Raw genomic sequence first — 18,490 nt, forward strand, 5'->3', positions numbered from 1 at the left:
GGGATCGGGTCGGCCCGATCCCGTCCACGCCACGAGCCGACCGCCTGGCAACCCCCTTGAACCGGGCCGCGAAAGGCCCCATTCACACACCACTCCCATGGAATGCCCGCCGGTTCGTGCGCCACGCTGGTACCGGACCGGGGCCCGTCCGTCCGGCGAAACGCGCATCGAGAAGGAACCAGATGAACACTGCGGAGCCATCGGGCGGTTCGTCCGCGCCGCCGACCGAGCGCGGTCGCCTCCTGGTCGTCGACGACGAACCCGCGATCGTGGACACCGTCACCCGGTTCCTGCGCTTCGTCGGCTACGACGTGCGCACCGCCGCCACCGGACGACAAGCGCTCACCGTGGCCCGGGACTTCCTGCCGGAACTGGTCCTGCTCGACATCATGCTGCCCGATGGCGACGGCTTCGAGGTGCTGCGCCGGCTGCGCGCCGACGGCCTGCCCGTCGCCGTGGTCTTCCTCACCGCACGCGACACCCGCAAGGACGTGGTGCGCGGGCTGACCGCCGGCGGCGACGACTACATCACCAAACCCTTCGGACTGGACGAGGTCACCGCGCGTATCGAGGCGGTGCTGCGCCGCACCCGCCGCGCCGACCCCGGCGGCGACGTCCTGCGCGTGGCCGACCTCGAACTCGACTCCTCCGCCCACCAGGTGCGCCGCGCGGGCCGGCACATCGACCTGTCCCCCACCGAATTCCGCCTGCTGCGCTACCTGATGCTGCACCCGGATCGGGTGCTGACCCGGGCCCGGCTCCTGGAGCACGTCTGGTCCTACGACTTCAACGGCGACGACACCGTGGTGGCCACCTACATCAGCTACCTGCGTCGCAAGATCGACGACGGGCAGAGTCCGCCGCTGATCCACACCCGGCGCGGCGTCGGCTACTGCCTGCGCACCCCGCCGTGCTGAGGTTGCGCGCCGGGATCCGCACCCAACCGCTGCACCGCCGCCTGGTGGTGGTGATCATCGTGGTGTGCACGGTCGTGCTGAACACCTGCGCCGCGGTGACCGTGGGGGTGCTCCGGGAGTCGCTGTTCGACCGCCTGGACGAGCAACTGGACACCACCGCCGCCGCGTTGCGCGCGCTGGACACCCGCGAGCGCAGCAACGCGCCGATGAGCCTGGATCCGGGCGTGTGGCTGGAGTACCCGGGCGGCCTGTACGTCGCGCTCGCCGTCGTGCACCGGCAACCCCAGGGCCCGGGACCGAGGTTGACCGGTCCGCTGCCCGCGAGCGGCGCCACGTTCACCACCGGCTCGGCGCAACCGGGGTCGCGGGAGAGCTTCCGGGTGCGGGTACAGGCGTTGACCGACGGGCGCACCGCCCTGATCGCACTGAGCGTGCGCGAGACCGAGGCGGCGGCCGACCACGCGCTCTACGTCGTGCTGGCCACCGTCGGCATCGCGCTGCCGACCCTGGCCCTGCTCGCCGCGCTGTTCGTGCGGCGGGAGTTGCGGCCGCTGGAGCGCGCCGCCCGAGTCGCCGACACGATTGCCGCCGGCGACTACGCACAGCGCGTGCACGATCCGCTGATCGGCCCGCGCACCGAGGTCGGCCGACTGGCCATCGCGCTCGACCGGATGCTCGACGGGATCCAGGCCGCGCTGGACGCGCGGGACGCCTCCCGGGAACGGTTGCGCCGATTCGTCGCCGACGCCTCGCACGAACTGCGCAATCCACTGCAATCCATCGGCGGATACGCCGAGTTGTACCAGCGCGGCGCGCTGCCCGACCGGGCCGCGGTGGACGACGCGGTGAGCCGGATGCGCGCCGAGATACGCCGGATGAACGGCCTGGTCGAGGCGCTGCTCCTGCTCGCGCGCCTGGACGAGGAACAGGACACCGACCTGGAACCGGTCGACCTGACCCGGGTGGTCGCCGACTCCTGCCGCGACGCCGCCGCAATCGAGCCCGACCGACCACTGACCTGGGCCGGCCTGCCGGTCGGGGATCGGGTGAGCGTGCTCGGGGACGAGGACCGGCTGCGGCAGTTGGCGGCCAACCTGCTCGGCAACGTCCGGATGCATACGCCCGTGCATACCCCGGCCGAGGTCGAACTGCGCGCCGCCGGCGGCGAGGCGGTGCTGACCGTCCGCGACCGCGGCCCGGGCATCCCGGCCGCCGATCTGCCGCACGTCTTCGACCGGTTCCATCGGGCCGACAAGAGCCGCAGTCGCACCCAGGGCGGCAGCGGTCTGGGGTTGTCCATCGTCGCGGCGATCGTGGAGATGCACCACGGCACGATCACGATCGGGCCGGCGCCCGGTGGGGGGACGGTGGTCGAGGTGCGGTTGCCCGCCTTGGCGGAGGCGAAGACGACGGAGGCCGGCCGGGTCGGTGGGGCCGGCGGGCCGATCCGCGGGCTCAATCCCCCGTGACGGTGAGGGCGTGGAAGCCGGTCAGGTCCTCCAGGAGGCGTCGGCCGTCCTCCCGGGCGGGTGAGGGCAGTTCGTCGAGCAGCGAGCCGACCCGCTGGTCCCGTGCGGGCGCGCGCAGCGCGGCGAGCAGGCGGGCAACGGCCTCGGCGGGCAGGGGCGTGCGCGTGGTGTGCCCGCACGCGGCGACGATCCGTACCGCGCCGATGTCCTGCCAACGCACCGGCTCGTCGGCGGGCAGCCCGACGGCGACCTCGTCGGTCAGCGACCGGTGCGGCGCGGGCGGCGGCGCGGGGAAGAAGCCGCCGGCCGTCCAGCGGCGCAGCGACAACGTCGCCACCCACTCGCGGGCCGCCTCCTCGTTCGCGCCGGAGCGGAAGAAGTCCACCGCCTGGTCGAGCGCGGCGGGTAACACATCTGCCGACAGCGGCCTTTCGTCCTGGTCGGGTGGCGCCCAGGACGGTCCCGCGAGCGGCGGCAGCCCGGCCGTCTCCATCTCCTCGCTGAGCATGGACTCGGGGGTGGGGTCGGTCAGATACTCCGCCACCTCGAAGGCGACGCGGGTGAATTCGCGGGGCAGGCCGACATTCACACTCGTCGCGGGGGTGTCGTCGAGCGCGCTTTCCCCGACGTGGTAGTGGCTCGACGGCCAGTAGAGCATCTCGCCTGCGTGCACCTCGACCGCGAACGAACCCGGCAGGTAACGCTCGTAGTCCAGCACCGAGGTGACCGCCTCCGTCCACGGCCGCTCCGGCCAGAAGCGCATCACCTTGCGGCCCTGGAGGGCGAACATGAACGACGCGAACCGGTCCTTGTGCGCGCCGATCTGGGTGTGCTCGTAGTTGCCGTGGAACATCGTGGTGATGGCGCTGCTCAGCGGCAGCCCGAAGCGGCGGAAGGCGCCGTCGTAGAAAGCCCGTTCGCGGCGCCACAGCGGGTGGTTGAAGGCGTGGAACGCCTGCACGGTCAGCGAGTACCGGCGGCCGTCGAGGCGTTCGGCGAGGCGCGTGGCGTAGCCGTCGAGCGAGTCGTCCTCGGCGAGCGGCAACCAGCCGTCGGGGCGGGACTTGAGGTCACGGTCGACGGCGAAGCGCACGTGTTTGGGGATCTCCCCGGCGGCGTTGGCAGCGGTGGCGGCCACGGCGGAGCCGAACACGTCGTCCGGGCGGAAGGGGTGGGCCGACGGGCCGCCCGGGAGGCGGATCAGGACCGGACGGCGGTCCCAGTAGCGGTCGGCGATCAGGTCCCAGTCGAGGCCGTCGATGACGTCGACGCCACCGGTGCGGTCGGTCATGTCGGTTCCCCCGCCGTCGCTTCGGTCGTGTCCGTCGTTTCGGTCGTGTCCGCCTCGGCCGCCGATTCGATGGCGCGCACCCGGTACAGCACGCGCAGCAGGGTCAGGACGCCTTCCTCACGGGTGGTGTGCCCGGTCACGCCCACGTCGGCGCACACCTCGGCGAGGTCGCTGGTGCGCCGCCGGTCCAGTGCGGCCAGGACGCGCGGGGCCAGTGCGCCGCGTACCGGGAGCAACAGGCCGTTGACCGCCCATACTTCGGCCGCGGGGCCCTCGGGCACCCGCAGGACCTCGGCGACGAGCCGGAATCGGGAGTGGGCGTCGATGGCCGGTTCGATGCCGGGTCCGGGCGCGGTGGCGGAGCGGGGTTCGGGTACCGGTTCGAGGCCGGCCGCCGTGCGCCGGGCGGCCCAGCGGCGGCGCACCGTGCGGGTCAACTCCCCGTCCGGGTCGCCCGCCACCCGGCCGAGCACCCGCGCGACCTCGGCGAACTCGGCGATCGGCGGCGTCGAGCCGTCCGCGTTCTCCGGCGGCGGATAGGGCAGGTACGGCATCGGTTGGGCGGCCACCGGGTCCCGGCGGATCAGGTCCTGGAGCACGCCGCGTACGGCCGGGAGCGCGGTGGTCGGATCGGTGGGCACGGTGATCCGCAACACGGCGGCCCGATCGGAGAACTCCTCGCCCCCGTCCGGCTCCACGGCCGCCGCCGGGTGGTACAGCACGTCGCCCGCGCCGGCGTCGCGCCGATGGGTGCCGGCGAGTACCCAGGTCAGCACGTCCGTCCCGGGCGCGGGTGGTGGGGTGCGGAAGTCGTGGCCGAAGCAGAGCTCCGACGTGAGCGGCAGTGCCGGCCACCCGATCCCGGACCACAGTCCGGCCAGCGCGTCCCGGGCTCGCGCCCAGCGGGGAAAGTCCAGGACGAAGGGGTGCCGGATCGTCAGCAGCCAGCCCTTGCCGTCGAGTTCGTCGTCGAGCCGGTCCGCGTAACGATCGAGGTCGTAGTCGTCCTCGGTGGGCAACAGGGCGCCGGGGGCAGCGAGTCGGCCGTCGACGGTGAAGAAGCGCACGGCCGAGACCGATCGGGGGCGCGCTCCGGCGCGGAACGGGCCGCTCATCGCGGTCGCGGTACGGAAGGCGGTGACCGCGTCGATCGGGGGCACGACGTGCGATACGCGCGCCGGTTCGCGATCCCAGGCGCGGGCGCAGACATCGCGCCAGTCGGCCCCGGTCCGCTCGTCGGTCGACCCGCCGGTAGGGGCCGGCAGCCCGGTCGTTCCGGCCCTTCCGGTCGCCGTGCCGCTCACGACGCCTCCGTGGGGGTGTCGAGCTTGACCAGGTGGATGCGCAGTGTGCCGCCGGCCCACTCGTAGCCGATCCGCCGGCTCGCCCGCGGCCAGTCGAAGTCGACCCGGCCTTCGGCGCCGCCCTCGGACCAGCGCAGCGTCACCCCCAGTGCGGGGTCCATCAGGGCTCGGGTGTCCGGCAGTTGCTCGACCACACCGACCACCGCGTCGCGCAGGGCCGGGCCGAGCGCGGCCAGGGTGGGGTCGGCGTAGCGGTGCAGTCCGGCAGTGGGGAAATCGGGGACCTCCGCCTCGGGGCTCTCCCGGAGCGGAACGGGCGTGGCCAGGAAGGGTTCCGGCGCCGGGGCCATGGTGAGCAGCGGTGCGCCGGGGGCGGCCGGGTCGCCGTCGGCCGAGGCCGCCGCACAGAAGTAGTAGGGCACGTCCCAGCGGCTCAGCTGCGCCTTCTCGTCGACGCCGAACGGTTCGCCGTCCGGGTAGCATTCCGCGGTGGTGCCGCGCAGTCGGGCGTCGATGGCCCGGGCGTAGTCGGCGGTCGGGCGTGGCACGATGCGGATGTACGCCCGGCGCGCCCGGGGTTCCAGTTCGCGCCGCACCGCCTCGCGGTGCCGGCACAGCAGCGTCCAGGCGTCGAACATGCCGCGCAGCATCGACAGGAGGTGGGGCGCGCGGCCGAACCCGCCCTCGGTATCCGCGACGGCGGAGGGGACCACCGTTCGGGTCGGCGGGCGGTCCATGGGCAGCAGTCGCAGCGTCCCGTCGGCCGAGCGTCGCCAGACCAGCGCGCCACCCTCGAGGGCCCGCCAGTCGGCGGTGTCCTCCAGGCCGGGCGGGTATTCGAAGTCGTCGGCGGTGGCCTCGGCGGGCGACGGGGCCGGGCTCAGGAGGCCGGTGGCGCGCAGTCCGCTCGATCCGGTGAAGTAGCACTCCAGGTCCACCGGGTACAGCATGGGTTCGTCGTGCGCCCGGTGCGGGCGCGCTCCGGCCGGGACGTTGCCGCCGATCAGGTCGGAGATGCCGAAGGCGACACAGGTCGCGGCGAGGTTGCCGGCCCGATGCCAAAAGCGGCGCGCCTGTTCGGGGGTGAGGACCGTGCCGGTCATCGTGGTGGAGCCGTCGACGCGGACGGGACCCTGCTCGGCCGGTGCTTCGATCCACTCGTGCCAGCTGTAGCCGCGCGCGCCGGGACCGCTACCGGTCCAGGTGGCCAGGGTCGGCAGTCGCACCGGTCCGGCGGCTTCCGGCAGTGCGTTGATCCGCTCGAACAGGCCGCCCGGTTCCGCGGGTTGCCGGTCGTCTCCGATCGTGCCGTCGGCCAGGAACAGGGCTTCCCCGTTCGCCGGTCGCGGTTTGTACGCGAGCGCGCCGCCGCCCGCGAACGCCAGTCGTAGCACCCGCAGTCCGCCGTTGTGGGTTTCCGCTCCGTGCGCGCGCAGTTCGACCACGGGACCGGCCAGGCGCGGATCTCGCGGCCGGTTCGGTGCACCCAGGTCGGTGCCCATGCGGACGAGGAACAGGTCGAGCGCGGACTGGAGTTGGGTGACGCGCAGCTCCGCCAGGCGTTCGGCCACCGACGCCGGGGAGTGGTGGCAGGCGGTGAAGATCGCGCTCAGCGTGGGGCCGAACAGCGCGGAGTCGACCGGGTCGAGTACGCCGGGCGCCAGGAGGTCGGCGCCGATGCCGGCGGCGGCGCGGACGCTCCAGGCGTCGAGTCGCTCCATCGCGCGCCGGAAGGGGGCGAACCGGTCCTCGGCGAGCAGCGCGGTCACCTGGTCGGCGTCCCCCTCGCCGCCCAACGCGCCGTCGGGCACCAGGGTTTCGGCCGGTCCGTCGGTGACGACGGGCGGGAACACCTCCTGGGCGCCGCCCTCCCGTACATGCCGGATCAGCCGGTCGAGCACGGGAACCGGCAGCGTGGTGGCCAAGACGAATCGTCCTTCCGTGACGGGGCTGGGCTCGAGCGGAATTCGGGCCGGACTCGGGCCGGACTCGGGCCGGGCTCGGGATGTGCGAATCCGGGCGTCGGATGCGCCGGAACACGCCGGATGCCGCACCCTCGGGCACGGCATCCGACGTGCGGGCTCAGCCTCAGGCCGGGCAGTACCCGTAGTGGGTACAGCTCGTCGGAGGACGGAGCCGGTCGTCCACGAGTTCGAACTCCAGGTCACCCACGAGAATGTCGAACGATTCGTCCTCGTCGGCCGATTCGATGTGGAGTTCCGTACCGCCGCGCAATTCCATCGCAATCTCCCTTCCGTATGCTTTCGGTGAGGGGTGGGTCGGCGAATCGATCACGGGCGGAGAGGCCCACATACCCGCCGACAGATCTCATCATTGGCGGGAATTCCTGGGGACGGCAGCCGAATTCCGGACACTTGTCCGACCGCGCCCGGCCCCGTTGTCCGACCGCGCCCGGCCCCGTTTCCCGGTCGGCGACGGCGGGCCCGGCGCCGACGGGCGGGATCTGCCGGCAGGCCGGAAATCGCTCCTCCGGACGATCCGTCGGGATCGGGGAGGGCGTCGGTCCCGGGGCGGAGCCGAGTCGATCGACCCGAAGAGGGTGACGTGCCCCATCTCGTCCGGCATACTTCCGATTCATGTTCCTCATCGGCGGCCTGTTCCTCGCCCTCACCCTCCTCGGGGTACCGCTCTGGGCGCTGTTGTCCCTGGGCCGGTACCTCGCCCGCGTGATGAGCCGGCCGCGCCCGGAGCACGCCGCGCGGCACACCGCCACGACGGCGACGGCCGTACGCACCTGATCCACGCGCACCGAGCACGGCGGCATCGTCGGCTCGACGAGCGCCCGGACCACATTCATGCGTCCGTCCCGGCCGAGCCGGCACCCGGACGATCCCGAAATCGAGGACTCCCCTTCCTCGGGAACCGCGACGATATGCCGTCGCCAAAAATGCGCGCATCGATCTTCATCGATCCTGTCGGCCGGCGATGATCAAATTCGCCCACCCATGGCCCGACCTGCGCATACACCCGCCGATATCCATGGCAAACAAGCCGATCAATACCATCTCGGCAGTTGTCACAGATTGGGGAACCGGAATACGATCTTCGCGTTTTCCCCGATCGACAGGTAATCGATCTTCCGCCGGATTCGCCGCGACACACTAGCCAAGCCGACCGGCCTGCTATACAGTCAATCCCGGTCATCAGTCCGCGCGAAGTCGCACGGGAAAATTTGATGACCCGAACCTTTGGTGAAATCGAAATGAATAGCTGAACCCTAGCCATTCCGAAGCTTCCCCGCGAAGCCGACGCCCTCTCCTCCGGTCGACATCGGCATCGACTCGACCGGACGAGCCGGGGCCCGGCCTCCGCATCCCGACCGCCGATTCTCGAAATTCGAGAACAGGCCGGCAGGGAATCTCGTGCGCACCATCCGACCACTTGTCACCGCCCGACGCGCGCCGCGGACCATCGTTCGACCACCGCGGTGCCCGGCGGCCACCCCTCCGAGAAGCATCCGTCGTGAAGCTCCGTGCGTGCCGTTCCCGACGCCCGGGGCTGTCCCCGGCCGTCACGCGTGTTACGCGCGTCCAACGGGGATTTCGCCGGATGACCAGTCCTGCGCGAGTGCTGGGAGTGTCGTCGAGCCGTGGGGAAACCAGTCGAAAACCGTGTTTCGGGAAACATCGAGCCCCAGTCGGCGCAGTACCGCTGTGTCGGCATCGGAGTCGGTCCCGCCAACCTGAGCCTGGCGTCACTGCTGCACGGGCGCGCGGAGACGCCGAACCTCTTTCTCGACCAGAAGGAGCGGTTCGGTTGGCACGACAATCAACAGATCCCCGGCGCGTCGTTACAGGTGTCGCTGCTCAAGGATCTCGTCATCCTCTCCGACCCGACCAACGGGTTCTCCTTCCTCTCGTATCTGCACGAGCAGGGCAAGATCTACCACTTCATCAACGCCCGGTACGACGCGGTTCCCCGCCGGGAATTCCGGAACTATCTGGAGTGGGCGAGCCGACGCAACGAGAACATCGTCTTCGGCGAAAAAGTGGTTGCCGTGGAGTTCGACGACGTGCGTGACACGTTCGTCGTGCACACCGGTCGGCGTACCGTGACGGCGGAGAATATCTGCGTCGGAGTCGGTACCACATCCTGGGTTCCCGAGCATGCCAGGGACAAACTCGGCGACACCCAGTTCCACGTCAGCGACTTCATCGACGGAACACGCCCCGGACTCGCCGGAAAACGGGTCGCCGTGGTCGGTGGCGGCCAGTCCGGGGCCGAGGCGTTCTTGAATCTGATATCCCGCGCGCCGCAGGAATTACCCCGGCGCGTGACCTGGATCTCGCGGCGCGGGAACTACTTTCCCATCGACGACTCGCCGTTCACGAACGAGTACTACACGCCGAGCTATTCGGAGTATTTCGCCGGGGTGGACCGGGCGGTCCGCGAGTCGCTCAACCGTCGTCATGTGCTGAGCAGCGACGGCATCTCCGAGTCGACGTTGCGGGAGATCTACCAGCGCTGCTACGAGCACCGCTTCATCGAGGGCACGCAGGATCTGCTGGCGCTGCTGCCCAATCGTGGGGTCACCGACGTGAGCGGGAACGAGTCCGGCGGGTGGACCATCGAGATGGGCCACAACGACCGGCCGGGTGTGGTCGAGTACGTGGATGTGGACACCATCGTGTGGGCCACCGGATTCCGTCCGGCGTCGACCGAATTCCTCGCGCCGATCGAAAGCCGCCTGGAACGCGAGGGCGACGAGTATCGCATCGACCGGGATTTCGCCGTGCAATGGGACGGCCCTCGCGATCGCCTCATCTTCATGCAGAACGCGGCACGCGGTCAGCGCGGCCTCGCCGATCCCAATCTGAGCCTGACCGCTTGGCGCAGCCGGCGCATCCTCGACCGGCTTCTGGGGGTGGGCTCCGACGAACAATTGCCGTCGTTCGTGGAGTGGTCCGCCAAACCGCCCGTCGACGACCTGGACGCCCTGTGAGCCGGGAACACACCGATGTGGCGGTCGTCGGCGCCGGAATCGTCGGCTGCCTGGTCGCCCGGGAGATCCTCGCCCGCGCGCCGGAGGCGTCCGTCCTGCTCTTGGACCGGGACACCGTCGGTGCCGGTGCGAGCCGGCGGTCGGCCGGACTGCACTGTCCGCGCGGCGCGACGGAGCGGGTGCGGCGGATGACGGCGTACAGCCAGCGGTACTACGCGGAACTCAAAAACGACGAGCCCGAGTTGCCGATTCACGCGGTGCCGATGTCGGTGGTCGCCTCCCCCGCGAACGCCGCACGCGTGCGCGAGATCTACCTCGACAGCGCCGAGTTGACCCCCGTCGACCCTCCCGAAGACCGAACCGGCCCGCCCGACCTGCGACTTCCCGACCATGCGCGGGTCTGGGACTGTCGGGGTGCCCAGTACGCCGACGTATACACGCTGGTGCACGACCTCACCCGGGAACTGCGGGCACGGGTGACCCTGCGCGAGGGTGTGCACGTGGACACGCTGCGCGCCGTCGGCCACGCGGAGCCGGGCCCGGGCGGTGTCGAACTCGCCCTCGGCACCGGCGAGACGGTGACCGCCGATCGGGTCGTGTTGGCCCCGGGACCCTGGCTCGCCGAACCGGCCTGGCGCGAGTTGTTGGCCCCGCTGGGCGCCCGCGTCAAGAAGATCGTCGCCCTGCACGTCGAGCGAGTCCCGACCCGCACCGACCGGGCCGTCGTCTTCCACGACGAGGACGCCTTCCTGCTGCCGCTGCACGCCTCGGGGCACTGGCTGTTCAGCTACACCTGTACGACCTGGGACGTCGATCCCGACGACCTGGCCGGCGGCCTGTCCGCCGACGACGTCGACCAGGCGCGCGCGAGCCTGCGCCGCCACGCCCCCGCGTTGGCCGAACACCGCATTTCGGGACGGGTGTTCTGCGACGCGTACAGCCCCACCGGCGAACCGCAGGTGCGGGCGCTGGGCGGCGGAAGCGTCGTCTTCGCCGGCGCCGCCAACGGGTCCGGATATCGGCTCGCCCCGGCGATCGCGGCGGAGGCCGCGGATCTGCTGGACCTGTCCTCGATTCCTGCGCACGCGTGATCGAAGTGAAGGAGCCGTCGTGAAGATCAGCACCTACCGCCCCGACGCCCCCCACGCCGCCGACGGCGTCGCCGTGGCCGCCGTGGAGGCGGGCTCCGCGACGCGGCTGGGTGTCGGCGCGACCTGGGTCGGCGTCGCCCCCGGCGCACGCTCGGAGGCCCACCAGCACGACGAGACGGAGACATGGGTGTTCGTCTCCGGCACCGGGGAGTTGACCGTGGACGCCGAGCGCCATCCGGTATCCGCCTCCACCGTGGTCCAGTTCGAACCGTTCGAGACCCACTCCGTGGAGAACACGGGAGACACCGACCTGCTGTTCGTCAGCCTGTACTGGCGCGACGGCGAACGGGCGATGAACGCCGCCCACGACACCGGGCACCGCGGATTCGGCACCCGTCCGGTGTTCGTCTTCTCCTCCGCGCCCACACCCAACGGCGACCTGCATCTGGGGCACCTGTCGGGGCCGTTCTTCGGCGCCGACGTGTTCGTCCGCCACCAGCGCATGCTCGGCGCCGACGCGTGGCACATCACCGGCAGCGACGACTACCAGAACTACGTGGTGGCCGCCGCCCGTCGGGAGGGCCGCACCCCGGCGCAGACCGCCGCGCACTACAGCGCCGAGATCCTGGCCACGCTGAAGCTGATGGACATCGACGTCCACCAGTACACCGCGACCAGCCGCGACGACGCCTATCCGGCCGCGCTGCGGGCGTTCTTCTCCCGACTGACCGCGTCGGGAACCGTGGCACCGCGCGAGAGCGCCGCGCTGTTCGCCGCCGACACCGGCGAATACCTGTACGAGTCGGGGGTGTCCGGCCGCTGCCCCACGTGCGACGGCGACAGCGGGGGCAACATCTGCGAGACGTGCCTGGAACCCAACGTGTGCACCGACCTGATCGAGCCGCGCTCGGCGGCGTGCGACGCGCCGCCGCACGAGCGGGCGCTGGTGCGCTACACCTTCCCGCTGCACGAGTTCGGGAAGGTGGTCACCGACCACCACCGGCTCGGCCGGGTCCCGGCGGCGGTCAAGGAGCTGGCCGAACGCCTGGGTCGGCGCGATCAGTTGCACATCCCGGTCACGCACGTGGCCGAGTGGGGCATCACCCCCGCCGAGAGCGATGTACCGGGCCAGGTGATCTGGTCGTGGCTGGACTACGCCTTCAGCATCCTGTACGGCATCGGCGAACTCGGCCGCGACCTGGGCCGCGACTGGGCCGCGGACGCCCCCTCGCCCGACTGGAAGATCGTGCACTTCCTGGGCTCGGACGGCAGCTTCTTCCACCCCATGTTCATCCCGGCGCTGTACCGGGTCGCGCATCCGCGCTGGCAGCCGGACATCGACTACCACATCAACGAGTTCTACCTCCTGGAGGACAGCAAGTTCTCCACCAGCCGCGGCCACGCGATCTGGGGCAAGGACGTGCTGAACCCCCGCACGGTCGACGCGATCCGCTTCTACCTCGCGCTGACCCGCCCCGAGGGCCGGCGCACCGGCTTCTCCCCCGACGCGTACGAGACCTACGTCCGGGACACCCTCGTCGGCACCTGGCAGAGATGGCTGCACGACCTGGGCGAGCGCGTCGCCGAGCGATACGCCGGCGTGGCGCCCGACGCCGGCGTCTGGCGGCCCGAACACGCAGCCTTCCTGGCCCGGTTGGAGGCGCGCCGGTCGGCGCTGACCGGCGCGCTGGGGCAGGACGGCTTCTCGCTCAACCGTGCGGCCGAACTGCTGGATGGCATCGTCACCGATGTCACCGCCTTCGTGCGTCTCCAGGCCCCCGCCGCCGACGTGGCCGACTTCAAGGACGAAGCGCGTACGGGGATCGCCCTCGAACTGGCCGCCGCCCGACTGCTCGCCACGTGCGGCGCCCCGGTGATGCCCCGGTTCGCGGAGCGCCTGTCCGCCGCGCTCGGCATCCCCGCGCCCACCCGCTGGCCCGCCCGGGTCGACCTGGTACCGGCCGGGACCGTCGTCGACCTTGCCGGCCGGGAGTTCTTCGCCGTCCCCGGGACGGCCGACGCGCAACCCTCGGCACCGGCCGCCGACCGATCGGACCCGCCGCTGCTCCCGTGGTTCAGCGCGCTGGTGCGCGATCTCCTGCGACTGCCCGCCGACGAGCCCGTGCACGACCGCTCGCTGATCCAGCTGGGGATGGCATCGCTCCAGGCGATCGCCCTGCAGTACCAACTCACCGAGCAGGTCGACGCCGACGTCCCGATCGAGGAACTGCTCGGCGCCCGCACCGTCGCCGAACTGAGCGCGCTGATCGCCGAGGGACTGGACCCGGACGACGTCGCAGCACGCGCGGGGGTGCCGGCGTGAACCACCTCGGGATTCTCCGCGAGATCGAGGCCAGGGGGCTGACCATCTCGGCCGCCGGAGCCGATCTGCGCCTGCAGGGCCCTCGGGAGCGTATGGATGCCGAACTGCTGCGCCTGATCAAGGAGCACAAGGCGGCCCTGGTCGCCCATCTGGACCCGCCGGACGGCTTCGCGCTGACCGACCTGCAACGCAGCTACCTGGTCGGGCGGGGCGAGCACGTCGAGATGGGCAACGTGGCCAGCCACGTCTACCACGAGATCGAGGGCGCCTGGGACCTCGACCGCCTGGAGGCCGCGCTGCGCGCGGTGGTGGCGCGCCACGACGCGTTGCGCACCCGCTTCACCCCCGACGGCCGCCAGGTGCGGGAGGCCGAGGTCGAGGTGCGTATCGGGCGCATGGACCTGCGCGTCGCGTCCGAGGCGACCCGGCACGAACACCTGCGCGCCGAACGCGCGTCGCGCTCGCACCGCATCCTGCCGGCCGACCGCGCGCCGCTCGTGGCGGTCGATGTCACCGTCCTCGCGGACGACCGGATGGTGCTGCACGTCGACCACGACGGCCTGGTCATGGACGCGATCGGCATGTTCCTGTTCTTCCGCGACTGGCGCCGGGCCTACGACACGACGGAGGGTACGGCCGAGGTCCCGACGGAGGAGGCGTCCTTCGAGGCGTACGTAGCTGCCGTGGAGGCCGCGCGCACCCGGGCCCCGGCGAAGCGGGCCCGCGCGTACTGGATGGACCGCCTCGACGACCTCGCGCCCGCCCCGGACCTGCCCCTGCGTACCAGCCCCTCCTCGATCGTGGCACCACGCTTCTCGGCGCGCTTCGCCCGGCTGAGCGAGCCGCGGTGGACCGCGCTCAAGGCTCGCGCGGCGGCGGCCGGACTCACCCCCTCCGCAGTGCTGTTCGCGGTCTACGCGGACACCCTCGCGGCCTGGGGCGCCGGTTCACGGTTCACGATCAACACCACGGTGGCGAACCGTCCGCCGATCCACCCGCGCATCTTCGAGGCCGTCGGCAACTTCTGCGAGACGATGCTCGTTGAGATCGAGGTGGCCCGGCGCCTGCCCTTCGTCGAGCGGGCCCGCGCGTTGCAGGCCGGGCTGCGCCGAGGGTTGGACAACCGGCACTTCACCGGCATCGAGGTGTTGCGCGAGGCCACCCGGCGCGGCGACGGCGCGGCGCGCGGGCCGATGGCGTACACGTTCAACAGCGCTCTCGGTTACGCGCACGCCGACGTCGACGGCTCGGCCCTGGAGCTGTTCGGGCCGGAGGTGTACACCTCCAGTCAGACCCCGCAGGTGTGGCTCGACGTCTCCACGTTCGAGCAACACGGCGGCGTGGTGGTGCAGTTCGACAGCGTCGACGCACTGTTCCCGGACGGCCTGGTGCCGGACCTGGTATCGGGCTACCAGCACCTCCTGGAGGCTCTGCTCGCCGAGGAGTCGTGGTCGGCACGGACGTTCGACCTGCTGCCCGAGGCGCAGCGCGAGCGCCGCCGGGCAGCCAACGCGACGGCGACGCCGCCGCCCGCGCCGGGCATGTTGATCGACGCGTTCCTGGCGCACGTGGAGCGCGCGCCGGACGCGCCCGCGGTGCTGACCGCGGGCGCCTGGCTGAGCTACGCACAGGTGTACGGGCACGCCGCGCACGCCGCCGCCTGGTTGCGCGCCCACGACGTGGGCCCGGACGAGTTGGTCGGGCTGGTGATGCATCGTGGGCCCGAGCAGGTCGTCGGCATTGTCGCGACGCTGCTCGCCGGGGCCGCGTACCTGCCGGTCGATGCCACGCTCCCGCCGGCGCGGCGCGCGTACATGCTGGACAACGGCCGGGCGCGGGTGGTGTTGACCAACGACGGGGAGGCGGGCGCCGAGGCGGGACGCGAGGTCCTGGTGCTCGACGCCGGCCGGCCGCTGCCGCCGGGGCCGGTGCCCGATCCGCGTCCGGTGCCCGGCGCGGCGAACGACGACCATCTGGCGTATGTGCTGTACACGTCGGGGACCACCGGCGAGCCCAAGGGGGTCATGGTCGCTCGCGGGAGTGTGGCCAACGTGGTCGCCGACTGCAACGCGCGCTTCGGCATAGGACCGGCGGACCGCTTCTTCGGGATCAGCGCCTTCAACTTCGACCTGTCCGTCTACGACGTCTTCGGCGCCCTGTGCGCCGGGGCGGCCGTGGTGTTGCCGGACGCGGACCGCGCGGCCGATCCCGCGCACTGGTTGTCGTTGTGCGGCCGGGCGCGGGTGAGCGTGTGGAACTCGGTGCCGGCGATCGTGTCGCTGCTGCGCGACCAGGCGGCAGAGGGCACGGATGCGCTGGACACGCTGCGCCTGGTGATGATGAGCGGCGACCGTATTCCGCCGACGTTGCCGCAGGAGTTGCGCAAACTCGTGCCGGACGCGCGGATCGTCTCGCTGGGCGGGCCGACGGAGACCACGATCTGGAATGTGTCGCACCCGATCGGCCCGGACGAGGACGGCTCGCGCAGCATCCCGTACGGCCGACCCAACGCGAACAACCGGGCGTATCTGCTCGACGAGTTCGGGTGCGACGTGCCCGACGGGGTCACCGGCGAGATCTGGGCGGCCGGGGTGGGTCTGGCGCGGGGCTACTGGGACGACCCGGAGCTGACCGCCGAGCGCTTCGTGCTCGACCCGGAGCGCGGCGAACGCCTCTACCGGACCGGGGATTTGGGCCGCTATCTGCCGGACGGCGAGATCGACATCCTCGGCCGTGGCGACTTCCAGATCAAGGTGAACGGCTATCGTATCGAGGCCGGCGAGGTGGAGACCCGACTGGTTGCGCTGCCCGCCGTGGAACGCGCGGTGGTCTCCCGGCAGTCCGGCGCGCGGGGCGACCGGCTGGTCGCCCATCTGGTCCCGGCCGGCGACGAGCGCCCGGATGTGGACGCGGTACGCGCCGCGCTGCGCGAGCATTTGCCGCAGTACATGATTCCGGCCGCCGTGTACTGGCACGCCGCGCTGCCGTTGACCCGCAACGGCAAGGTCGACCGGGCCCGGCTCGCGGCCGCCGCCGAGGCGGTCGCGCCGGCGTCGGCCGCGCCCACCGCCGCCGATTCGGAACTGGAGCTGGTGGTCGCCGGGTTGTGGGCCAAGCCGCTGCGCGTCGCGGACACCGACCTGGACGTCACCCGCCCGTTGTACGACCTGGGCGGCGACTCGCTGGTGGCCGCGCGCATCCTGGCCGGGGTGCGCAAACGCTTCGGTCTGACCATCACGCTGGACCGCCTGCCGGAGGTGGACACGATCCGCACCATGGCCGCGCACGTCGAACGCGGCCTGGCCGAGCGCGCCGGGGCGGGGGCGAGCACGCCGTGAGCGATTCGGTGATCAACCACATCGTCTCCCGGGCCCCCTCCCCCGGCGGGCACATCTCTTTCTTCCGGCTCGGCGGGACTCGGACCATGGAGCTGACCGAACTGCACACGCGTGCCGGGCGCCTCGCCCTGTGGTTGCGCGACCTGGGCTTCGAGCGGGGCGACCGGATCGGCATCCTGGCCGCGAACGGCCTCGGATGGGTACTGCTCGATCTCGCGGCGATCCGCCTGGGCGCGGTGACGGTGGGCTTCGACCCCGCCAAGTTCGACACCGACACCGGACTGCGCGAACGCTACCGACTGGCCGTGCTGTTCACCGACGGGCAACCGCAGGCCCCCGGCAGCAGGGCGCTCACCGAGATCGAGGTCGCGTCGGCCCTGCCGGACGACGGTCGCGTCCTGGAACCGATCGTCTACACGCCCGACGACGTGTTGTCGCTGAAGCTCACCTCGGGCAGCACGGGCGAGCCCAAGACGCTCACCGCGTCGGTCGGCAGCATCGACGACGATCTGCGCGCGGTCCAGGAGATGTTCGCGCACGGCGACGGCGACAACCTGCTCGTGTTCCTGCCGCTGTCGGTGCTCCAGCAGCGCTACTGGACGTATTCCGCGCTGCGTTGGGGCCACGACGTCACGATCTGCACCTACGAGGCCGCGTTCCCGGCGCTGCGTGCGATCCGGCCGACGGTGGTGATGGGCGTGCCGGGGTTCTTCGAGACGGCCAGGAAGCACATCGAGGCGCGGATGCGCGGCGCGGGCACCGACACGGACGAGGCGACCGCGCGCCGCGACGGCGCGCGACGGTTGTTCGGCGACCGCATCCGCTACCTGTGGACCGGTTCGGCGCCGGCCTCGACCGGCACGCTGGCCTTCTTCGAGGACGCGGGACTGCCGATCTTCGAGGGCTACGGCCTCAACGAGACGTGCATCGTCACCAAGAACCATCCCGGCGCGCATCGGCGGGGCAGCGTCGGGCGTGTCCTGCCGGGCAAACGGGTGATCCTGGACGCCGAAGGAGTGATTCACGTACGCGCCGACCACCCCGTGTGCACGGGCTACGAGCAGGCGCCGCCCGGGGTGTCCGAGCGGGTGTTCGCCCCCGACGGCACGGTGCGGACCAACGACATCGGCCGACTGGACGAGGACGGATTCCTGTACGTGCACGGCCGCGCCGACGACGTGATCGTGCTCGACAACGGCCGCAAGGTCGTCGTACGGCCGCTGGAGGAACGGATGAAGGCCAGTCCCGCGATCGAGGAGTGTGTGGTGTTCTGCCCGACGCAGACCCGGCTGGTCGCCGTGGTCTCCCCGGCGGCGGGGGTGGGCGGACCCGAACTGAAGCGCGCCGTCGCCGCACAACTCGCCCGTACCAACGCCGCGTTCGGGCCCGACGAGCAAATCCGCGCGGTGGTGGTGGCCAGTCCCCGATTCAGCGTCGGGAACGGACTGCTCACCTCTCAGCTCAAGCCCAGGCGCGGGCGCATTCTCGACGCCTACCGTGCCCGGATCCACGACACCGAGGGAGGCATCCATGCAGTCCGAGATTGAGACCGTGGCCAGGACGAACCTGGCCCGGGTGTTGGAGTCCGACGTCGCCCCCCAGGACCTCGACCCGGACCAGGACATGGTCGGCACGTACGGATTGACTTCACTGAACAAGGTCTTGTTCCTGATGGCCGCCTGCGACGATGCCGGGGTGGACCTGGCCTGTTTCACCGAACCCGACGTCGCGGCCATGAGCACGCTGCGCGATGTGACCGAGGCGCTGTCGCGCCACGCCGGAAAGGCGGCTTGA

The 18,490-nt window shown here is 71.5% G+C and carries 13 protein-coding genes; 9 read left to right on the forward strand and 4 right to left on the reverse strand.

What is annotated here, in order from left to right; all coding sequences use genetic code 11:
* The first annotated feature begins 182 nt into the window (after positions 1-182).
* Both ACWGR4_RS34680 and ACWGR4_RS34685 read left to right on the forward strand, forming a co-directional pair.
* Positions 183-917, forward strand: a complete 735-nt coding sequence (locus tag ACWGR4_RS34680) for a response regulator transcription factor (protein ID WP_452128779.1) — start codon at positions 183-185, stop codon at positions 915-917.
* Complete coding sequence (locus ACWGR4_RS34685; RefSeq protein WP_452128778.1) at positions 911-2,386, forward strand: sensor histidine kinase; 1,476 nt, start codon at positions 911-913, stop codon at positions 2,384-2,386. Before ACWGR4_RS34680 ends, ACWGR4_RS34685 begins: the two co-directional genes overlap by 7 nt.
* On the opposite strand, the gene ACWGR4_RS34690 is transcribed toward ACWGR4_RS34685, so the two are convergent.
* The 4 genes from ACWGR4_RS34690 to ACWGR4_RS34705 all read right to left on the reverse strand — a co-directional run bounded on the left by ACWGR4_RS34690 (position 2,373) and on the right by ACWGR4_RS34705 (position 7,222).
* Positions 2,373-3,677 (reverse strand): JmjC domain-containing protein, encoded by a 1,305-nt coding sequence (locus ACWGR4_RS34690; protein WP_452128777.1) that lies wholly within the window; start codon positions 3,675-3,677, stop codon positions 2,373-2,375. The genes ACWGR4_RS34685 and ACWGR4_RS34690 overlap by 14 nt on opposite strands.
* Positions 3,674-4,981, reverse strand: coding sequence for a hypothetical protein (locus ACWGR4_RS34695; protein WP_452128776.1), 1,308 nt, complete (start codon positions 4,979-4,981; stop codon positions 3,674-3,676). The genes ACWGR4_RS34690 and ACWGR4_RS34695 overlap by 4 nt, the downstream gene beginning before the upstream one ends.
* Positions 4,978-6,906 carry a DUF4135 domain-containing protein gene (locus tag ACWGR4_RS34700; protein ID WP_452128775.1) on the reverse strand — a complete coding sequence of 643 codons (1,929 nt, stop codon included), beginning with the start codon at positions 6,904-6,906 and terminating at the stop codon, positions 4,978-4,980. Before ACWGR4_RS34700 ends, ACWGR4_RS34695 begins: the two co-directional genes overlap by 4 nt.
* A gap of 163 nt (positions 6,907-7,069) precedes the next feature.
* Complete coding sequence (locus tag ACWGR4_RS34705) at positions 7,070-7,222, reverse strand: hypothetical protein (RefSeq protein WP_380009708.1); 153 nt, start codon at positions 7,220-7,222, stop codon at positions 7,070-7,072.
* Between the two features lie 356 nt (positions 7,223-7,578).
* On the opposite strand from ACWGR4_RS34705, the gene ACWGR4_RS34710 reads away from it, so the two are divergent.
* The 7 genes from ACWGR4_RS34710 (at position 7,579) to ACWGR4_RS34740 (ending at position 18,490) form a co-directional block, all read left to right on the forward strand.
* Positions 7,579-7,740: a hypothetical protein gene (locus ACWGR4_RS34710; RefSeq protein ID WP_380009711.1), complete on the forward strand. Its 162-nt coding sequence runs from the start codon at positions 7,579-7,581 to the stop codon at positions 7,738-7,740.
* 851 nt (positions 7,741-8,591) lie between these two features.
* Positions 8,592-9,944 carry a lysine N(6)-hydroxylase/L-ornithine N(5)-oxygenase family protein gene (locus tag ACWGR4_RS34715; protein WP_452128774.1) on the forward strand — a complete coding sequence of 451 codons (1,353 nt, stop codon included), beginning with the start codon at positions 8,592-8,594 and terminating at the stop codon, positions 9,942-9,944.
* Positions 9,941-11,035: an NAD(P)/FAD-dependent oxidoreductase gene (locus ACWGR4_RS34720; protein ID WP_452128773.1), complete on the forward strand. Its 1,095-nt coding sequence runs from the start codon at positions 9,941-9,943 to the stop codon at positions 11,033-11,035. Before ACWGR4_RS34715 ends, ACWGR4_RS34720 begins: the two co-directional genes overlap by 4 nt.
* 19 nt (positions 11,036-11,054) lie before the next feature.
* Positions 11,055-13,358: a class I tRNA ligase family protein gene (locus ACWGR4_RS34725; protein WP_452128772.1), complete on the forward strand. Its 2,304-nt coding sequence runs from the start codon at positions 11,055-11,057 to the stop codon at positions 13,356-13,358.
* Positions 13,355-16,696, forward strand: a complete 3,342-nt coding sequence (locus ACWGR4_RS34730) for an amino acid adenylation domain-containing protein (RefSeq protein WP_452128771.1) — start codon at positions 13,355-13,357, stop codon at positions 16,694-16,696. Before ACWGR4_RS34725 ends, ACWGR4_RS34730 begins: the two co-directional genes overlap by 4 nt.
* Positions 16,693-18,243 carry an AMP-binding protein gene (locus ACWGR4_RS34735; protein WP_452128770.1) on the forward strand — a complete coding sequence of 517 codons (1,551 nt, stop codon included), beginning with the start codon at positions 16,693-16,695 and terminating at the stop codon, positions 18,241-18,243. Before ACWGR4_RS34730 ends, ACWGR4_RS34735 begins: the two co-directional genes overlap by 4 nt.
* The gene (locus tag ACWGR4_RS34740; protein WP_380009729.1) at positions 18,227-18,490 is read left to right on the forward strand and encodes an acyl carrier protein; all 264 of its coding nucleotides are present in this window, start codon (positions 18,227-18,229) and stop codon (positions 18,488-18,490) included. Before ACWGR4_RS34735 ends, ACWGR4_RS34740 begins: the two co-directional genes overlap by 17 nt.

The sequence above is a fragment of the Embleya sp. NPDC055664 genome (genome assembly GCF_053618075.1).

Coding starts and splice junctions, on each gene's coding strand:
- ACWGR4_RS34680 (WP_452128779.1), top strand. CDS start 183: ATGAACACTGCGGAGCCATCGGGCGGTTCGTCCGCGCCGCCGACCGAG.
- ACWGR4_RS34690 (WP_452128777.1), bottom strand. CDS start 3,677: ATGACCGACCGCACCGGTGGCGTCGACGTCATCGACGGCCTCGACTGG.
- ACWGR4_RS34705 (WP_380009708.1), bottom strand. CDS start 7,222: ATGGAATTGCGCGGCGGTACGGAACTCCACATCGAATCGGCCGACGAG.
- ACWGR4_RS34710 (WP_380009711.1), top strand. CDS start 7,579: ATGTTCCTCATCGGCGGCCTGTTCCTCGCCCTCACCCTCCTCGGGGTA.
- ACWGR4_RS34740 (WP_380009729.1), top strand. CDS start 18,227: ATGCAGTCCGAGATTGAGACCGTGGCCAGGACGAACCTGGCCCGGGTG.